The sequence below is a fragment of the Bifidobacterium reuteri DSM 23975 genome, assembly GCF_000741695.1.
Classification (GTDB): domain Bacteria; phylum Actinomycetota; class Actinomycetes; order Actinomycetales; family Bifidobacteriaceae; genus Bifidobacterium; species Bifidobacterium reuteri.
In genome coordinates this window covers 46,019-65,779 of sequence record NZ_JGZK01000013.1, presented here as the reverse complement: position 1 = coordinate 65,779, position 19,761 = coordinate 46,019, and the positions used below count along the sequence as shown (strand labels likewise).

The following is a 19,761-nucleotide window of genomic DNA, read 5'->3' as shown; positions in this document are numbered from 1 at the left end:
CCAAACCATATCAATAGGGCGTGTTGCAGCAAGTCATTGCCGCAGCATCATCAGCGTCCGAGCTTGCTCAGCCCGGCAGCGGCCAGCGCCGCCACGACGGCCTTGACGGCGTCGCCGGCGATGAAGCCCATCGAGGCGAGCGTCACGGCAAGCGCCGGCGCGCCGGTCAGGGCGGACTGCACGGTGATGCCGAACGCATACACCACCACAACGCCTCCGATGATGGCGGCCAGCATGTAGCGGCCTGCGGTCAGTGCGGCGGCACTGAAGGACGACGTATCAGCCTTGCCGCGCAGCAGGGCGATGGCTACGGCACCGGGCAGGAAGCCCAGGATGAAGCCCGCGCTCGGACCGACCAGAGCCATCGTGGATGCACCGCCGGCGAACACCGGCAGACCGGCGGCGCCGGCCGCGATGTACAGCGCCAGTGCTGATCCGGCCTGTCTCCACGTCAGCATCAGCCCGGCGAGCATCACCACGAACGTCTGCAGCGTGATCGGAACAGGAGTGCCTGGAACCGGGATCTCACCGGCTGCGGCGGACAGCCAGAGCAGTACGGCGAACAGCACCGGCTTCCATGAGACGGCTGCGATGCGGCGTGCGACGGTGGATGCGGAGGCGGACGGCGCCGCGGTAGGTGTGGTTTGCATGATTGAATCCCCTTTGGTGGTGTGGCGCGGGCACCGGCGTATTCGGAGCCTTCCCCAACTTCGAAAGCCATCGTACGGTTGTTCGCTTTCGTGCGGTTTCGTATCAAAGTACAAAAAACCGAGCGCTTCTTTGTCGGGCATTGACGAAACCGTTGTTATCGTCAACTGGCGGACACTGTTGGTGCCATGGCCACAAACGTTGCAATTCCGCGGAAAATCAGCGGCGTATCGTCCGGTTACGTAACCGGAACCTACGCGGCCGTTTGTTGCCGCCCTACAAAACAGGATGATCGCTTTTGTGCGGACGGCGATTGCCTGGGCCTGACGGCAAGGGGAAAATCTGTCAATATGACTCAAAGTGTCAACAAACTACTGATCGCGAACCGAGGGGAAATCGCGCTTCGCGTGGTGCGTACGGCGAAGGAGATGGGGATCTCCACGGTGGCCGTGTACGCCGAGCAGGATCGCAACAGCCGATATGTGAGCATGGCGGATGAGGCCTATCTGCTTTCGGGGGATACCTACAAGGACACCTATCTGAACGAGGACCTGCTCATCGACATCCTCCACCGCACAGGGGCGAACGCTGTGCATCCCGGATACGGATTCCTCTCCGAAGTGCCGAGCTTCGCATCCAAAGTCGAAGAGGCCGGGGCGATCTGGGTGGGGCCGCATCACACCGCGCTGGTCGATCTCGGCGACAAGATCACCGCGCGCCGCGTGGCGTTGCGCGCCAAGGTGCCGCCGGTGCCGGGCCTGTCCGAACCGGTGACCGATGTGCGCACACTGCTCGATTTCGCACACACCCACGGCTATCCGATCATGATGAAACGCACCGATGGCGGCGGCGGCCACGGCATCACCGTGGTCCATGACGACGAGGAGCTGCGGCGCTTCTACATGAACCATGACGCGTTGCAGGGCGGCGATCTCAAGGAATACTTCATCGAGAAGTTCGTGGACAAGGCCCGCCACGTGGAGACCCAGTCCGGACGCGACTCCCACGGCAACTTCACCGTGTACTCCACGCGCGACTGCTCGCTGCAGCGGCGCAACCAGAAACTGGTGGAGGAGGCGCCGGCCCCCTTCCTGAGCGAGGAAACGGTGGCCACGCTGGAGGAATACTCCCGCAGGCTGTTCACCACCGTGGGCTATGTGGGTCTGGGTACCTGCGAGTTCATGGTGACGCCCAACGGCAAGGTCTACTTCCTGGAAGTCAATCCCCGACTGCAGGTCGAGCATACGGTCTCCGAAGAGGTCAGCGGCCTCGACCTGGTGCGCGAACAGCTGGTGATCGCCGACGGCGGCGAGCTCACCCGCGCCCCCGAACCGCGTGGCCACAGCTTCGAGCTGCGCATCACCAGTGAGGACCCCGCCACCAACCTGACACCCGGTTCCGGCACCCTCGAGAAGATCCAATGGCCCGCTGGCCCCGGCGTACGCATCGACACCGGCGTGGAACAGGGCGACACCATCTCACCGAAGTTCGACTCGATGATGGGCAAGGTGATCGTCACCGCGCAGAACCGCGCCGACGCCGTGGCCCGCGTGCGCCGCGTGCTTGACGAACTGGTGATCGAAGGCGTGCCCACGCCGATTTCCCTGTACAAGGAGATCTTCCGTAACGACGATTTCACCGCCGAGCATGGCCATCCGTTCTCGGTGACCACCAAATGGCTGGAGCGCACGTATCTGAACCGCACGCCCGCCTCCGCCGCATCCGGCCAGCCGGCGTCGCTGGCCGGCGCCCCGGCTGCGGCCGTGCCGGACAGGTCCAAGTCCGAGACCTTCGTCATCGAGATGAACAACCGCCGCGTCACGCTCACCGTGCCGATGGACATCGTGGAGAGCCTCACCGGTTCGGCCCGCGCCCGCAACGCCAAGCGCCCCACGCAGCCGCTGCGCGGCGCGGGACTGCATAACGTCGGCTCTGGAGCTGCGGCAGCCAACGACGGCGCCAAGTCCGGCATCATCGCCTCCCCGATGCAGGCGGTGGTCACGCGCATCAACGTGTCCGAAGGGCAGCAGGTGGCCAAGGGCGACCTGCTGGTGGTGCTCGAATCGATGAAGATGGAGAACTATGTGTACGCTCCGGCCGCAGGCGAGGTGAAGAAGATCTTCGTGAGCCCCGCCGACGGCGTGGAGGCGGGCGACACGTTGGTCACGCTGGACGTGAACGCCGGCAAGGCCAAGGCCGCTGCGGCTGCGCCGGGGTCTCTCCCTCAGTCGGCTGCGCCGACAGCTCCCTCGTCAGAGGGAGCCGATAAGGCAGCGGATTCCAAGAAGGAGGCCGCCAAATGACCGACATCATGGATTCGCCGGCGGTGAAGGCCGCGCAGGCCGCAGCAATGGCTGCCGGGGCCGGGGCTGCGACTGGCAACGTCGGCGTGGGGGATGCCGCCGGAGCCGTCGCGGCGTCCGTGGCCCAGTCGTCCGGCCACCAGCCGTTGCGCGCCGCCGTGATCAAGGCCGCGGAACTGGCCCGTGCGGCCGAAGAGCGCGCCCGGGACAAGCAGCACGCCAAAGGCAAGAAGACCGCGCGTGAACGCTTGGATCTGCTGTTCGACACCGGCACGTTCGAGGAGATCGGCCGATTCCAGGGCGGCAATATCGCCGGCGGCAACGCAGGGGCCGCCGTCATCACCGGCTTCGGTTTGGTATACGGCCGCAAGGTCGCCGTCTACGCACAGGACTTCTCCGTCAAGGGCGGCACCTTGGGCACTGCGGAAGGCCAGAAGATCTGCAGGCTCATGGATATGGCCATCGAGCTCAAAGTGCCGATCGTGGCCATCGTGGATTCCGGCGGCGCGCGCATCCAGGAAGGCGTGGCGGCGTTGAGCCAATACGGCCGCATCTTCCGCAAGACCTGCGAAGCCAGCGGATTCGTGCCGCAGCTGAGCCTGATCCTCGGACCGTGCGCAGGCGGCGCCGTCTACTGCCCTGCACTGACCGACCTCATCATCATGACCCGCGAGAACTCGAACATGTTCGTCACCGGCCCGGACGTGGTCAAGGCAGCCACCGGCGAGACCATCTCGATGGCCGATCTGGGCGGTGGGGAAGTGCATAACAAGGTATCCGGCGTGGCCCACTACCTCGGCGAGGACGAATCCGACGCCATCGACTACGCGCGCACCGTGCTCGCCTACTTGCCGTCCAACTCGGACGGCAAGCCGCCCGTCTACGCCTACGCGGCAACCCGCGCCGAACGCGATACCGCGAAACGGCTGGCCACCATCGTGCCCGCCAACGAACGTCAGCCTTACGACATGCTCGACGTGATCCGCTGCATCGTCGACTACGGCGAGTTCGTGCAAGTGCAGGAGCTCTTCGGCGCCTCGGCGGTGGTCGGATTCGCCTGCATGGAAGGCAGGCCGGTGGGCATCGTGGCGAACCAGCCGAATGTGAGGGCCGGCATCCTCGACGTCGATTCGTCCGAAAAGGTGGCCCGGTTCGTGCGTCTGTGCGATGCCTTCAACCTGCCCGTGATCACGCTCGTCGATGTGCCCGGATACAAGCCCGGTTCCGATCAGGAGCACGCCGGCATCATCCGCCGTGGCGCCAAGGTGATCTACGCCTACGCCAACGCGCAGGTGCCGCTGGTGACCGTGGTGCTGCGCAAGGCGTTCGGCGGCGCGTACATCGTGATGGGCTCCAAGGCGATCGGCGCGGATCTGAACTTCGCCTGGCCCAGCTCCCAGATAGCGGTACTCGGCGCGGCCGGTGCGGTGAACATCATCCACCGTCACGATCTGGCCAAGGCCAAGGCTGCCGGGCAGGACGTGGAGGCGCTTAGAGCCAAATACATCAAGGACTACGAGACCAGCACGGTCAACGCGAACCTTTCGCTCGAAATCGGGCAGATCGACGCGATGATCGACCCCGAACAGACCCGTGAGGTGATCATCGAATCACTGAACACACTCGCCACCAAGCGCCGCGTACGCCATACCACCAAACACCACGGCAACCAGCCGCTGTGACCCCGGCGATTAGCTTGGCAGACCGAACTACCGAACGTACCCAACAGAACAAATCCATCCAACCAACGCAACAGTCCTACGCAACAATCACAGATAGGAACACCATGACCACCTTCTTCCTCAACCGCTTGGCCTCCGAGCCGCATGCGCTCGCCTTCGCCGGACAGTCCACCCCGTGGCCGGTCGCGCTCGCCGACCAGACCACTGATCCCAGCCTCGCCGAGGCGCTGCACAACCATGCCGCAGCCGCCCATCGTCTGCTGGCACCGGTCGCGGCAGACCTGCTCGCCACCACCGGCCGCCCGGTCGACCTGTTCGGCTTCACCCCGAACCCGGCCCGCCTCGGCGCTGCCGCAGACGCCACCGTATCCGTGGAAGGCATCGCGCTGACCCAGCTTGGTGCACTGCTCGACCTTGAACACCTCGGGTACGCTCTTTCCGAAGCCAAGCCGGTCGCCGTTCTGGGACATTCCCAGGGTGTGCTCGCCGTGCACATGAGCCGTGCCATCGAGGAGGCCGGCTCCGTCGCGGCCGCATCGGACGCGCTGAACGAGATTCTGGCGACCGCCGCCCTGATCGGCGCCGCCGGCACGCGTCGCGTCCGCGAACTCGGCCTCAACGCCAGGTACGGCGACGCCACCCCGATGCTTTCGGTCAAAGGCGCGGACAAGGCCCAGGTCGAGACGCTGATCGATCGCGTCCGCGAATCCGGCCGCGCCCGTGGCCCGATCTCCATCGCCGTCACCAATTCCAGCAACCATTACGTACTGTCCGGCTACCCCGAGGACCTGTCCGCATTCGCCCTCGAAACCGAGCGCGAACACAAGCATCAGGCCAAGCTGCGCGAGCAGAAGCTGCGCGGCGGCACCGTGTTCGACCCGACCCTCGAATACCTCGACGTCACCCTGCCGTTCCACTCCCCGCTGATGAACGAGGCGGTCGAGCAGGCCGTGGACTGGGCCGCATCCAGCGGCTTCGACCAGGACCGCACCCGCGCGCTCGCCGAGGAAGTGCTGGTCAACCATGTGGATTGGAACGCGCGCGTCAAGCACCTGCTGGACGTCGCCGAGGACCCGGCCAAGCTCTGGATCGTCGATCTGGGGCCGGGCAACACCGTGGGCAAGCTGATCGGCAACGTGGTCGAAGGCACTGGCGTCGGCGTGGTCGAAGCCACCACTCTGGCCGAGCGCGCGGGGCTGTCCACATTGGAGGGCGAACCGGAGCGCACCCAGAATTGGAAGACCTTCGCACCGCACGTGGTCAGCACGCCGGCCGGCGACAAGCTGGTCACCAAGTTCTCCCGTCTCACCGGCAAGCCGCCGGTACTGCTGCCGGGCATGACACCCACCACCGTCGACCCCGAGATCGTGGCCGCAGCCGCCAACGCCGGCTACTGGGCCGAACTCGCCGGCGGCGGTCAGGTGACCGCCGAGGTGTTCGACCGCCATGTGGCCGCACTGGAGAAGGAGCTCGAGGAAGGCCGCACCGTCGAATTCAACGCGATGTTCATGGACCGCTACCTGTGGAACCTGCAGTTCGGCTCCTCGCGCATCGTGCCCAAGAAGCGCGCATCCGGTGCCCCGTTCGATGGCGTGGTCGTGTCCGCCGGCATCCCGGAGCTCGACGAAGCCGTGGCGCTGATCAAGTCCCTGCACGCCGACGGCCTGCCGTATGTGAGCTTCAAGCCGGGCACCGTCGACCAGATCCGTCAGGTCGTGCACATCGCCAAGGCCGTGGCCCCCGCCGTCATCATGATCCAGGTGGAAGGCGGCGAGGCCGGCGGCCACCACAGCTGGGAGGCATTGGACGACCTGCTGTCCGCCACCTACGCCGACGTGCGCGCCTGCGACAACCTCGTGTTGATCGCCGGCGGCGGCATCGGCACCCCCGAACGTGCCGCCGACTACATCTCCGGCCAGTGGTCGCGCGCCTACGGTCTGCCCGACATGCCGGTGGACGGCGTGATGGTCGGCACCGCGGCGATGACCGCCAAGGAAGCCCACACCAGCCCTGAGGTCAAGCAGCTGCTGGTCAAGACCGCCGGCATCCCGGCCGACGCCAAGTCCGACGACGTGTTCGCCCCGCAGGCCGCCCACTGGGTGCCGTCCGGCAAGTCGGTCGGCGGCGTGTCCTCCGGCCTGAGCCACCTGCACGCCGACATCTACGAGCTCGAGAACGATTCCGCCGAATGCTGCCGACTGCTGGTGCGCGTGATGAAGCACCCCGAGGAGCTGGACTCCCGCCGCAAGGAGATCATCGAGGCGCTGAACAAGACCGCCAAGCCCTACTTCGGCGATCTTGCCTCCATGACCTATCTCGAATGGGCGCAGCGTTTCGCCGAACTCGCCTTCCCTTGGGTCGATCCGACCTATGTCGATCGCTTCCAGCACCTGCTGCAGCGTATCGAAGCCCGTGTGAGCGGCACTGATTCCGGCGCATTCGCCTCCCGCATCTTCGCCGCCGAGGGGACTTCCGCCGAAGCCGCCGCTGCCGCCGGTCTGCTGACCCGCAGCGACATCGCCGCCGATCCGGCACCGGCGCTGGCCAAGCTCGCCGAAGCGTATCCGCAGGCAGCCGAACTCAAGATCGTGCCCGCGGACGTGGCCTGGTTCCCGGTACTCGTGCGCGAATACCCCAAGCCGATGCCGTTCGTGCCGGTCATCGACCACGACCTGCTGCGCTGGTGGGGCCAAGACCAGCTCTGGCAGTCCGAGGACTCCCGGTATTCCGCCGATTCCGTGCGCGCCATCCCCGGACCGATCTCCGTGGGCGGCATCACCACCGTGGACGAGCCGATCGCCGACATCCTCGGCCGGTTCGAGAACGCGGCCATCGACCGTGTGAAGGTGGCCGAAAAGGACGAGGAATCCGAGGAGACCGGAACCGAGGCCCTGCAGGCCTCCGATGCGCCCGAAGCAATCGCCTCGGGCAAGTCCAAGAAAAACAAGAAGGGCAAAGGCAAGGGGAAGGACAAGGCCAAGAACCTCGCCGAATCCACTGTCTCCGATGATGCGGCCGCCGAGTCCGAACAGCTGTTCGCCGCATTGGGCGAGGCTTCGGATGCCGAAGACTTCATCCGCAAGTCCCCGAACATCTCCTGGGTCGGCCACATCACCGACAATCCCGCATACGGCACTGCCTTGGGTGATAAGAACTATGAGATCACCGCAGTGGATGCGTCGAACGGCAAGTACGACCTCGACATCCATCTCGACACCTACTGGGACAACGACCCGGACGGCGGCACCTCCAAGCACGCCGTGCGCGACATCGTCATCCCGCTGGTCGTGGACGGCACCGAACCCGGCCGTGTGCCGGTGGTCGACCGCGAGCGTCTTATCCCGGACGTGTACGCGATGCTCGCCGCAACGGCAGGCATCGGCAACACCGCCATCACCGGAGACAAGCTCGTCGCGATGCCTGAGATTGTGGCGGCCGAGGGCAGGCCGTTTGGCGAAGCGCACGCCACCTACACCCTGTCCGCCAACCTCGGCTTCGACCATGAGGCGGCCACCGGCGCGGCGCTGCCCGCCACGCTGCAGCCCAGCCGCATCGCGCCGGACGCGCTGGTCGGTCCGGCATGGCCGGCGATCTACGCGGCGCTCGGTTCCGTGTACGTGGACGGCTACCCGGTGATCGAGGGCCTGCTCAACGCCGTGCACCTCGACCATCTCATCGAACTCGAGGTCGATGAGGAGGAGCTGCTGCGCCATACCGGCGAAACCGTGAACCTCACCTCCTGGGCGGAGGACTACTTCGAATCCGCATCCGGCCGTGTGGTCACCATCCACGTGACCCACACCGCCGCCGACGGCACGCTGCTCGCCCGCGAAACCGAGCGTTTCGCCATCCGAGGCCGCGTCTACTCGGATGCGCTGCCGGCCGACGCGCCCGAATTCGGCGACGCGGCCCATGACGAGGTCGAAGCCACTCCCCGCCGCCTGCTGCGCCGCGTGAAGGTTACCGCCCCCACGGACATGACCGCGTTCGCCCGCACTACCGGCGACTTCAACCCGATCCACACTTCGGTGCGCGGCGCACGCATCTCCGGTCTGCAGGCACCGCTCGTGCACGGCATGTGGCTGTCCGCCACCGCCCAGCACGCGGTGCAGGCATTGGACGAGAAGGGCGCCCACTATGAGATTGCCGGCTGGACCTACAACATGTACGGCATGGTGCAGCTGGGCGATGTCGTCGAGATCTCCGTGGAGCGCGTCGGCAAGGTGCGCCACGGCGGCATGACCTTCGAGGTCACCTGCCGCATCGACGGCCAGCTCGTCTCCCGCGGCACCGCGCTGGTGCGCGCGCCCCGCGCGGCCTTCGTCTACCCCGGCCAGGGCATCCAGAAGCAGGGCATGGTGCTCGACGAGCGCGCCAAGTCCGCCGCCGCCCGCGATGTGTGGGAGCGCGCCGACAAGCTCACCCGCGCCAAGCTCGGCTTCTCGATCATCGGCCTCGTGCGCGATAACCCCAAGGAACTCACCGCCAACGGCGTCACCTACCGTCATCCGGAAGGACTGCTCAACCTCACCCAGTTCACCCAGGTGGCGCTCGCCACCGTGGCCTTCGCGCAGACCGCCCGTCTGCGCGAGGCCGGCGCCGACATCTGGCCCGCCTACTTCGCCGGCCACTCGCTCGGCGAATACAACGCGCTGTCCGCGTTCGCCGGCGTGATTCCGTTGGAGACCGTGCTCGAGCTCGTGTTCCACCGCGGCTCCACCATGCACCATCTCATCGATCGCGACGCCCAAGGCCGCTCCAACTACCGCATGGGCGCGCTGCGTCCGAACCAGTTCGGCGTGGACGACGCGCACGTGCGTGACTACGTGGAATCCGTGGCCAAGGCCAGCGGCGAGTTCCTGCAGATCGTGAACTACAACCTCGCCGGCCAGCAGTACGCCATTGCCGGCACGATCGCCGGTCTCAAGGCGCTCAAGGAGGATGCGAACCGCCGCGCCAAGGAGGCGGGCGGCAAGCCTGCCTTCATGCTGGTGCCCGGCATCGATGTGCCGTTCCACTCCACACTGCTCAGGAAGGGCGTGCCGGAGTTCCGCGACAAGCTCGACGCGCTGCTGCCGCAGCACATCGACTATCGCGGACGTCTGGTGGGCCGTTACATCCCGAACCTTGTGGCCGCACCGTTCGAAATGACCAAGGAATTCGCCGCAAAGATCCTCGAAGTGGTGCCGTCCGAGCGTATCAAGGAGGCGCTGGACAACCCGGCCGTGTGGGATTCCTACGCCGCCGACGACCAGAAGCTCGGCCGACTCCTGCTCACCGAGCTGCTCTCCTGGCAGTTCGCATCCCCGGTGCGTTGGATCGAGACCCAGGCGCTGCTGTTCGGCAAGCGCGAACAGTGCGGCCTCGGCGTCGAGGAGTACGTGGAGGTCGGCCTCGGCAACGCGCCGACCCTGGCCAACCTCGGTGCCAAGACCCTGCGCCTGCCCGCGTTCGCCGGCAACGATACGGTGGTCTACAACGTCGGCCGCGATGAAGGCCGCGTGTACATGACCGATTCGGATTCACTGATGCCCGAAGAGGACACGGACGAGTCCGCTGGAGCCTCGTCCGCGGCTCCTGCGCCGGTCGAAACCGCTCCCGCCGGCGGCTCCGCAGTCGCCAAGTTGGGTTCGGCCCCCTCTGACGGGATCTTGCCGTTAAGCGAGAAGTCCAGTGGACTTCTCGCAGGCAAGATGCGAGACGACAGTCGAGCTGAAAAAACGGCCGAAGGCTCTGTAATTGCAGGACGGGCTGGCACGGCGCACGCCGTGACTGGGGGAGAGAAGCAGGCAAGTACCGCGTCCGCTCCAGCGGTCTCCGCTCCCGCCGGTGCTCCGTCGGGAGCCTCCGTGCCGGACCTCCCGTTCAAGGCCTCCGACGCCATCGGCGTGCTCATGGCCTACTCCGCCAAGCTGCGCATCGACCAGATCGGCAGCAACGACACCACCGACACGCTGACCAACGGCGTCTCCTCGCGTCGTAACCAGCTGCTCATGGACATCAGTTCCGAGCTCGGCGTGGCCAGCGTGGACGGTGCGGCCGAGGCCACGCTCGACAAGCTCGCCGTCATCGTCAACAAGGCAGCCCCGAACTACAAGCCGTTCGGTGCAGTGCTGTCCGAAGCCCTGCGCGACCGTCTGCGTGCGCTGTTCGGCGCCGCAGGCGTCAAGCAACAGTACATCCGCGACCGCGTGACCAACGTCTGGCAGCTCGGCGAGGGCTGGGTGGCCAGCGTACTCGCCGCGCTCCTGCTCGACACCCGTGAAGGCGCCAGCTCCCGCGGCGGCGATCTGGCCAAGCTGCCTACCTCGGCCGTGCAGAACAAGTCCGAGGCCGACAAGCTCATCGATGCCGCCGTCGAAGCCGTGGCGCAGCTTAAGGGCGTTGCCGTCGCACTGCCCACCGCCGGTGGCGCTGCTGGCGGTGCCGTGGTCGACTCCGCCGCGCTGGACGCCTTCGCCGAGAAGTTCACCGGTGCCAACGGCGTGCTCGCCGCCACCGCCCGGTTCGTGTTGGGCGAGCTCGGCGTGGCCGCGCCTGTGCCCGAGGAAGGCGAGGATGAGAACGCGGCCGTAGTGGCCGCCGTCGAAGCCGAACTCGGCTCCGACTGGCCCAAGCAGGTGGCACCGCGGTTCGACGCCAACAAGGCCATCCTCTTCGACGACCGTTGGGCCTCCGCCCGCGAGGATCTGGCCCGCGCGTTCTATGAGCAGGACGCTTCGGCTCTGAACGGCAGCTTCATCGGCCTCGGCAAGGCCATCGCAGCCGAAGCCCAGTGGTATGCCTCTCAAGCTCCCTCTGATGAGAGAGCTGGCGTGCGCAGCGCGACTGAGGGAGAGACCAAGAGCATCCTGCGCGATGCCTTCGCTCGCGTCGCTTCTGAAGCCCTCGAAGCCGTCGCCGACAAGAACGCATCCCGCTTCGCGAACGACATCGCCATCGTGACCGGCGTGAGCCCGAACTCGATCGCCGCCCAAGTGGTCGAAGGCCTGCTCGCTGGAGGCGCCACCGTGGTGGCCACCTCGCACAGCTTCAAGCCGTCCATCAAGGCATGGGCCAAGCAGGCGTACCGCGAGCACGCCACCGGCAGCGCCAAGCTCTGGCTGGTCCCGGCCAACCTGTCCAGCTACCGTGACGTGGACGCGCTGGTCGACTGGGTAGGCCACGAGCAGAAGAAGACCTCCGGCGCCACCACGACCATCCTGAAGCCGGCGTGGGAGCCGACCCTGTTCTTCCCGTTCGCCGCCCCGCCAGTGCACGGCACCTTGGCCGACGCCGGCGACCTGTTCGAATCGCAGGCCCGACTCATGCTGTGGGGCGTGGAACGCGCCATCGCCGGCTTCTCGAAGATCGGCGAGGACACCAACGTGCAGCACAAGCTGCACGTGGTGCTGCCCGGCTCCCCGAACCGTGGCGTCTTCGGTGGCGACGGTGCATACGGTGAAGTCAAGAGCGCCTTCGACGCCATCGTGAACCGTGCGCGCGCCGAGCGCGACGCATGGGCCGGTCGCGTGACCTTCGCCCACCCGAAGATCGGCTGGGTGCGCGGCACCGGCCTCATGGGCGGCAACGATCCGCTGGTCGCCGTCGTCGAGCGCCATGGCATCCACACCTATTCCACCGCGCAGATCGCGGTCAGGCTGCTCGACCTGTGCACTGCGGAATCGCGTGCGGCAGCCGTCCAGCATCCGCTCGACGTGGACCTGACCGGTGGCCTCGGCAGCGAGCCCATCGACATCAAGGCCCTGCGCGCGGAGGCGATGGCCGACGCCGCTAAGGAAGCTCCCTCTGATGAGGGAGCTGGCGCGCGCAGCGCGACTGAGGGAGAGAAGCCGGAGAACAGCGCCGAAGGCTCCGCCATCAAGGCGCTGCCCACCCCGATTATCGCCAAGCAGGCCCCGGTCGACCTCGCTGATTGGCAGAGCGTCACCGCCCGCCCGGAGGACGAGATCGTCATCGTGTCCATCGGCGAGCTGGGCCCATGGGGCTCCGGCCGCACCCGTGCGGAAGCCGAACTCGGCATCCACCCGGACGGCACCGTCGACCTGAGCGCCGGAGCGGTGCTCGAACTGGCGTGGAGCATGGGCCTGCTTACCTGGCAGGACAGCCCGAAGCCCGGTTGGTATGACACGGACGGCAACCTGGTGCCCGAGGAGGACATCGCCGAACGCTACCACGACGAGGTCGTGGCCCGCTCCGGCATCCGTCCGTTCGAGACCGGCATGGGCAACGACTACAAGGACGGCGCCGACGAGGAGGAAGCCGAGGTCTACCTCGACCACGACGTCACCTTCTCCGTGCCGTCCGAGGAGGTTGCGCGCGAGTACGTCAAGCTGGACGAGGCGCACACCTCCATCGCCGCGGATGCTGAATCCGGCGAATGGAACGTGACCCGTCACGCCGGCTCGATGATTCGCGTGCCGCGCCGCGCCACCATGACCCGCACGGTCGGCGGCCAGTTCCCGACCGGCTTCGACCCGACCCGCTGGGGCATCCCGGCCTCGATGGTCGGCGACGTGGACGAGATCGCGCTGTGGAACATCGTGACCACCGTGGACGCCTATCTGGCGGCCGGCTTCACCCCGACCGAAATCCTCCAGTCGATTCACCCCTCGTTGGTGGCTTCGACCCAGGGCACCGGCTTCGGCGGCATGATGTCGATGCGCAAGCTGTACCTCGACCGCTTCCTGAACCACGAGATCCCGACCGACATCCTGCAGGAGGCGCTGCCGAACGTGGTGGCCGCGCACGTCATGCAGTCCTACATCGGCGGTTACGGCAATATGATCCAGCCGGTCTCCGCCTGCGCCACCGCCGCTGTGTCGCTGGAGGAGGGCGTCGACAAGATCGCGCTCGGCAAGGCCGACTTCGTGGTCACCGGTGCAATCGACGACATCGGCGTGGAATCGGTGATCGGCTTCGGCAACATGAACGCCACCGCCAACTCCGAGGAGATGTACGGCAAGGGCATCGACGCGCGCTTCTTCAGCCGCGCGAACGACCGTCGCCGTGGCGGCTTCCTGGAGTCCCAGGGTGGCGGCACGATCCTCGTGACCCGTGGCGACCTGGCCCTGAAACTCGGCCTGCCTGTCGCGGCCGTGGTCGGCTTCATCCACAGCTACGCGGATGGCGCACACACCTCGATTCCGGCACCGGGCCTTGGCGCCCTAGCGGCCGGCCTCGGCGGTCGCGACTCCAAGCTGGTGCATGATCTGGCCCGTCTTGGTGTCACGGCGGACGACATCGCCGTGGTCTCCAAGCACGATACGTCCACCAACGCCAATGACCCGAACGAGTCCGAGCTGCACAACACGCTGGCCCACGCCATCGGACGCGCGGACGGCAACCCGCTGTTCGTGATTTCGCAGAAGACGCTCACCGGCCACGCCAAGGGCGGTGCCTGCGTCTTCCAGGTCAACGGCCTGACGCAGCTGTTCAAGTCCGGTGTGATTCCGGGCAATGCCTCGCTCGACTGCGTCGATCCGAAGCTTGAGCGCGACGATCACATGGTCTGGCTGCGCAAGCCGCTGCGCATCGGTGGCGGTGAGGACGAGTTCGGTCGCGTCACGCCGGGCCGTCCGGTCAAGGCCGGCTTGGCCACCTCGCTCGGCTTCGGACACGTCTCCGGATTCGTGGCGCTGGTGCACCCCGGTGCCTTCGAGGCCGCCGTGGCCAAGGCTGACGGCGAGGCCGCGCTGGAGGCTTGGCGCGAGCGTGCCAACGCGCGTCTGGCGGCAGGTCAGCGCCACCTCGAGGAAGGCATGATGGGCCGTGCGGCGCTCTACGAGCCGATCGACAACCGTCGCTTCCATGAGGATGGTCGTGGCTACGACCACCACGAGGTCGAAAAGGCGATGCTGCTGAATCCTGATGCTCGCCTCGGCGAATCCGGCTTCTTCGAAGCCTGATTTCCTCGGTTCGCATCAGGATTCCCTAGCGGGGCACCTGTGGTGTGCCCCGCTCACTTCGCCTACGGGCGATTCGCGCGAAAAGCCCCTTTTCGGAGGGGCTTTCTGCGTTACGAGGGGCTGATTTCCGCTTCTGGGAACATCTATCTGCGTTATGAGGGGCTGCTCGCCAATGTATCTACGGCTATACAGTGCGTGATGACTACGCCATTACGCCGTTTTGTCAGCCGGGTATTGCGGACGGCAACCCCTCGTAGCGCCGATAGATGCTCCTGAAGACGAAAATCAACCCCTTGTAAGCGAGAATGCATGTTTCTACTAGTGGTCTGTCTCACAAATGATTGAGCACTGCTTCTCCTGTCTCTCCCCCAGTCAGCTTCGCTGACAGCCCCCTCGTCAGAGGGGGCCAAAATACCACCGCTGTCTGTTTCATGGCAACGTCCCATCAGGGGGCCAACACCACTCAACCAATTACGAGACGGACCACTAGCTGCGCGCGTTGCCGCAAGGCGAGAATAGGGTCGTGTCGGCAATGCGTGACGGCTTGCTGACAGGTGTTCTACTGTTGAAATGCGTGCGATCAAGCATTAAGGGAGGTGAATATGGCCATGGGCGTGCGTGGATTGGGTCATGACGTGGTGGATGTGGCGGCGTTTGCGACGCAGCTCGCCGAGCCGGGCACGCGCATGCGCTCGCTGTTCTCGGTGCGCGAGCTTCGGCAGGTGAGCGAACGCGCGCGCGTCAAAAACGACAGCGAGGCCGTGCATCTGGCCGTCAAATGGGCAGGCAAGGAGGCGTTCCTCAAAGCGTGGTGCGAGGCGCTGGGGGAGAAGCCTTATCCGTTCACGCTGGACGACTTCCCGTGGCGCGAGGTCGAGATCCTTGACGATTCGCGCGGTGTGCCGCATGTGATGCTGTCCGGCAGGGCGATGCGGGAGTTCCGCGATTCGCTGGCCGGCGATGGGCCCTCTACCGGTTCGCCATCCATGCCGCGTATCTCTGACGGCGGGGTGGCGGATCGTTACACCGATGGCAACGGAGCACAGCATCTTCGCGCAGATAGTGCCGATTGCGCGGGTCCGATTCCCGGCGTTCATATTTCCCTGAGCCATGACGGTCCCATTGCTTCGGCTGTAGTGATGATCGCCGTTTGATTCTCGAGCGACCGTCGCCTCAATCGCACTCCCAATCGCGCCCCTCCATCTCACTCTCAATTGCATCCGGTGCCTCGCGCAACACAATGCGCATGGGGTCGCTGGGATGCCGGTTCCTCTCCGGTGTGTCGCGCGCCATCCCGTCGAACCGGTTCGATATGATAGGCGTCAACGTCAATCGGTTGACGCAGATATGAAGCATGGAACGAAGGAGTTTCCGATGGCTCAGGGCAACCAGCCGGCACAGCACACAACTATCAGCGACACCAAGGCCGCGCAATCAGCCAAAACCGGCGCGACCAAGACCGCGACCAAGGCCGCGGCGAGGGCCCCAAAGCCAGCCAAAACCGCAGCGTCGAAGCGCCCGACCGCAGCCAAATCCGTCACCGCGGCTGCCGCGGCCAAACCGAAGCGCACTACTCCGAGCCCTGTGTTCCTCTCCCGTCTCAAATCGCACAAAGCCGAACTTGAGCGCCTGTTCATGAGCCTGTACGGCGAGCGCGAAACCGCCACGGAAGACTTCAGCGCACTCCTCGGTGCCATGGCCGAAGCCTACGCCGAGCGTCCCGCCGACCTCAAGCGCCTCGACAAGTCCCGCGAAGCCGATCCGGACTGGTACAAGCGCGGCGACATGTTCGGCATGACCATGTACACCGACCTGTTCGCCGGCGACCTCAAGAAGCTCGCCGACAAGATTCCGTACCTCAAGGAACAGAAGCTCACCTACCTGCATCTCATGCCGCTGCTCCAGATGCCCCGCCCGAACAATGACGGCGGCTATGCGGTCGAGGATTTCGATACCGTCGACCCGAAGCTCGGCACCAATGAGGACCTCGCGAATCTCGCCAAGAAGCTGCGCCGCGCCGGCATCAGCCTGTGCATCGACTTCGTGATGAACCACACCGCATCCACCCACCGCTGGGCCAAGGCCGCGCAGGCCGGCGACCCGGAATATCAGGATTATTACTTCTGCTTCGATGACCGGACCATGCCCGACAAGTACGAAGAGCATGTGCCGCAGGTCTTCCCGAACACCGCGCCCGGCAACTTCACGTGGAACGAACAGATGGGCAAGTGGGTCATGACCCAGTTCTACCCGTTCCAGTGGGACCTGAACTATCGCAACCCCAAGGTGCTCGTGGCGATGCTCAGCAGCGTGATGCACTTGGCGAACCTCGGTGTGGAGGTCTTCCGCATCGACGCCGTGCCGTACATCTGGAAGGAGCTCGGCACCGACTGCCGCAATCTGCCGCAGGTCCACACCATCGTGCGCATGCTGCGCATCATCCTCGAATGTGTCTGCCCGGCCGTGGTGCTCAAGGGCGAAGTCGTCATGGCCCCCAAGGAACTCGCGGCGTACTTCGGCACTCGCGAAGCGCCCGAGTGCCACATGCTGTACAACGTGTCCGTCATGGTGAACCTGTGGAGCGCGCTTGCCAGCCGCGACGTGCGCCTGCTCAAGACCCAGATCGACAAGCTGGACGCGCTGCCTGAGAACTGCTGGTTCGTCAACTATCTGCGCTGCCATGACGATGTCGGCTGGGGACTGGACGAGGACGTGGAACATGAGCTCGGCATCGATCCGCTCAAGCACAAGGAATATCTGTATCACTTCTACGAGGGCGCGGTGCTCGGCGGCTGGTCGATGGGGGAGCTCTACAACTACGACGAGGCCACGCGCGACGCCCGCAACTGCGGCACCACCGCATCGTTCTGCGGCATCGAAAAGGCCGTCATCACCCATGACAAGCCGTTGCTGGAGACTTCGATCAGGCGCGACCTGCTGATGCATCAGACCATGGCATTCCTGCGCGGCTTCCCGATGCTCAACTGCGGCGACGAAATCGGTCAGCTCAACGGCTGGGAATATAAGGATGATGCCGATCGTGTGGAGGACAGCCGCAACCTCCACCGCAGCAAGTTCGACTGGGACAAGGCCGCGCTGCGCAAGAAGCCCGGCACGCTGCAGAACCGGCTCTGGAAAGGCATGGAGGGGCTGCGCGAGATGCGCCACGACCCGTGCTTCGCCCCGGACGCCTGGGTCTCCACGTGGGATACGTCCAATGATGCCGTGCTCGCCGTGGTCCGCAAGGTTGACGGTGCCGTACTGATCGGCCTGTTCAGCTTCTCCGAACACGAGCAGCACGTGCACCTGAACCCAGGTGCCGACGAGCAGGGCACCGCCGTGGTCAGGGAGCCGCTCGACGCCGACCTTGCCCCGTATGAGGCGCGGTTCGTACGGCTGTAATGGCTCTGGAGGGTGTGATGGCGTCGTGAGTATGCGCGACTTGCCGCTTTCTGGGATTTGTGTATAATGTCTCAAGTCGCCAAAAGCGACGCCCTACACGCGGATGTAGCTCAATGGTAGAGCCTCAGTCTTCCAAACTGATTACGCGGGTTCGATTCCCGTCATCCGCTCCAAGCTGAAAGGCCGGAAACCCAACGATTCCAAGGGTTTCCGGTCTTTTTCGTTCCTTCTTCGATGCTCCCGTTCGCGGCCATGTCGAGTGCATCGAGCGCATCGAGGGCCTCGGACAGGTCGTGGCCCTCGATGACGAGGCCGGGCATGCCCGGGCGGAGTGCCGTGTATCCACCGAGGCTCCGGACGGGTAGGCGAGTTTCCGATTCTTCAATCGTCTATTCCGGTCTCAAGGATGCCCCTCAACGATTCCGATGCCCGGATTTTCAAAGGACGTTTCCCGGACTGGGTGACGAGGCCCGCACTCATGAGCTCACCCACATACTTTCTCGCGCTTTGCTTGGATAGGCCGATATGATATGCGGCATCGTCCAGCGTCATGGATTTGGATGAGTCGAACATCTCCTCTTGGATTACGCCGTACAGTATCGATGCCGCTTTTGCGGACAGGCCATGTTTTCGTTCAAGCTGCTCGCACATTCTTCCGCCTTTGTTGAGCTGGTCGACTCTGACCTCGAGTTCGTCGATCAGCTCGTCTTGGGATCGTCGGATGAACCCGAGGATGGTGTTCACGAAGAACGTGAGCTCGCCGCAGTTCAGTCTGTCCTCCGCCTCGGTGAATGCCTTGTAGTAGGCGTTCTTGTTCTCCGCGATGGTTCGGGACAGTGACAGCACGGTGGGCATGGTCAGGTCGTGGTTCAGGTACAGGGCTAGGAGGTACCGGCCGGTTCTGCCGTTACCGTCGTAGAACGGGTGGACGTATTCGAACAGGAAGTGCGACATGATGACAGCCGGTAGTCGGGGGATTTCGTCGGAGGTCGCAAGATGGATCATGTTGGTGAGGAGTGCGCCGATGTTGCCTTCGCCTTTGACTCCGTTGTGGATTGCAAGGCCGTGCGGTCCCTGTATCTCCACGTCGCCTTTTCGGAACAATTCGCCGTCCGGCTTGTCGTTCTCATCGATTTCGTCCAGCACGACCTTGTCGTAGATGTCGCGGATGTCCGCGATTCCCGACGGCAGCGCGGTGTCCTTGTCGGTGAGGTTCAGGTACAGCTTGGCGAATTCGCTGAACCGGGCCTTGGAGCCGTCTCCGTCCTTCCTCGCCCTGTCGGCAGCATCCACGGCGTCTAGGATTTCCTTGCGGGTGCTGCGCACGCCTTCCATCTCGTTGGTGGCGAACAGCTCCTCGCTGATGGAGTGCCGTATGTAGTCCCAGTGCATGATGCCGGGAATCTGGTTCCAGAGCCGGGACACCCGCCGTTCGGCGAGGAGTATCCTCTCCGTGAGCATGGATGTCTCGCGTGGCGTGCAGGTGAACAGTTCGCCCAGAGGGGTGATGATTCCGGTTCTGAATGTGGAGTCCGCCTCGAGCCGTTGCCTGGCGAGCTTTGCATGGTTGTTGAAGGCATCGTTCGACTTGTCGGCGTGGAACGACCGCGCCAGGCTCCTATATTTCATATCCATTGCTCAAGCAGTCTTTCCTGATTCCATCATAAATTATAGAAACTATAAGAAAGGGAAAGAAATAAGTCAAGCAAAAGCCGATGAGGATATAAATAATACAATTACAGTGCAATTGGATACGGAAGACGTGAAACAGCGGTAGGCGGCGGCCGCGAACGCGACCATGATGTTTTACGGGGTGGA

7 protein-coding genes and 1 tRNA gene are annotated in these 19,761 nt (G+C 64.8%); 6 read left to right on the top strand and 2 right to left on the bottom strand.

Going from position 1 to position 19,761, the window contains the following annotated elements; genetic code table 11:
- Positions 1 to 50 precede the first annotated feature (50 nt).
- Positions 51 to 650, bottom strand: a complete 600-nt coding sequence (locus BREU_RS09020; RefSeq protein ID WP_044090460.1) for a biotin transporter BioY — start codon at positions 648 to 650, stop codon at positions 51 to 53.
- A gap of 348 nt (positions 651 to 998) precedes the next feature.
- Here BREU_RS09020 and BREU_RS09015 point away from each other — a divergent pair, with 348 nt between their 5' ends.
- The 6 genes from BREU_RS09015 (at position 999) to BREU_RS08990 (ending at position 18,116) form a co-directional block, all read left to right on the top strand.
- Positions 999 to 2,951 (top strand): ATP-binding protein, encoded by a 1,953-nt coding sequence (locus tag BREU_RS09015; RefSeq protein WP_044090462.1) that lies wholly within the window; start codon positions 999 to 1,001, stop codon positions 2,949 to 2,951.
- Between the two features lie 47 nt (positions 2,952 to 2,998).
- Positions 2,999 to 4,633, top strand: coding sequence for an acyl-CoA carboxylase subunit beta (locus tag BREU_RS09010; RefSeq protein WP_414133024.1), 1,635 nt, complete (start codon positions 2,999 to 3,001; stop codon positions 4,631 to 4,633).
- 104 nt (positions 4,634 to 4,737) lie between these two features.
- Positions 4,738 to 14,541, top strand: coding sequence for a type I polyketide synthase (locus BREU_RS09005; RefSeq protein WP_044090465.1), 9,804 nt, complete (start codon positions 4,738 to 4,740; stop codon positions 14,539 to 14,541).
- Between the two features lie 608 nt (positions 14,542 to 15,149).
- On the top strand, positions 15,150 to 15,695 hold the full coding sequence (locus BREU_RS09000; RefSeq protein ID WP_044090470.1) for a holo-ACP synthase: 546 nt from the start codon (positions 15,150 to 15,152) through the stop codon (positions 15,693 to 15,695).
- Between the two features lie 220 nt (positions 15,696 to 15,915).
- Positions 15,916 to 17,943 (top strand): alpha-amylase family protein, encoded by a 2,028-nt coding sequence (locus BREU_RS08995; RefSeq protein WP_238567047.1) that lies wholly within the window; start codon positions 15,916 to 15,918, stop codon positions 17,941 to 17,943.
- A gap of 99 nt (positions 17,944 to 18,042) precedes the next feature.
- A tRNA-Gly gene (locus BREU_RS08990) sits at positions 18,043 to 18,116 on the top strand.
- A 208-nt stretch (positions 18,117 to 18,324) separates the two neighbouring features.
- Here the strand turns inward: BREU_RS08990 and BREU_RS08985 are convergent.
- Positions 18,325 to 19,578 carry a Fic family protein gene (locus BREU_RS08985; protein ID WP_044090466.1) on the bottom strand — a complete coding sequence of 418 codons (1,254 nt, stop codon included), beginning with the start codon at positions 19,576 to 19,578 and terminating at the stop codon, positions 18,325 to 18,327.
- Between the last annotated feature and the right edge of the window lie 183 nt (positions 19,579 to 19,761).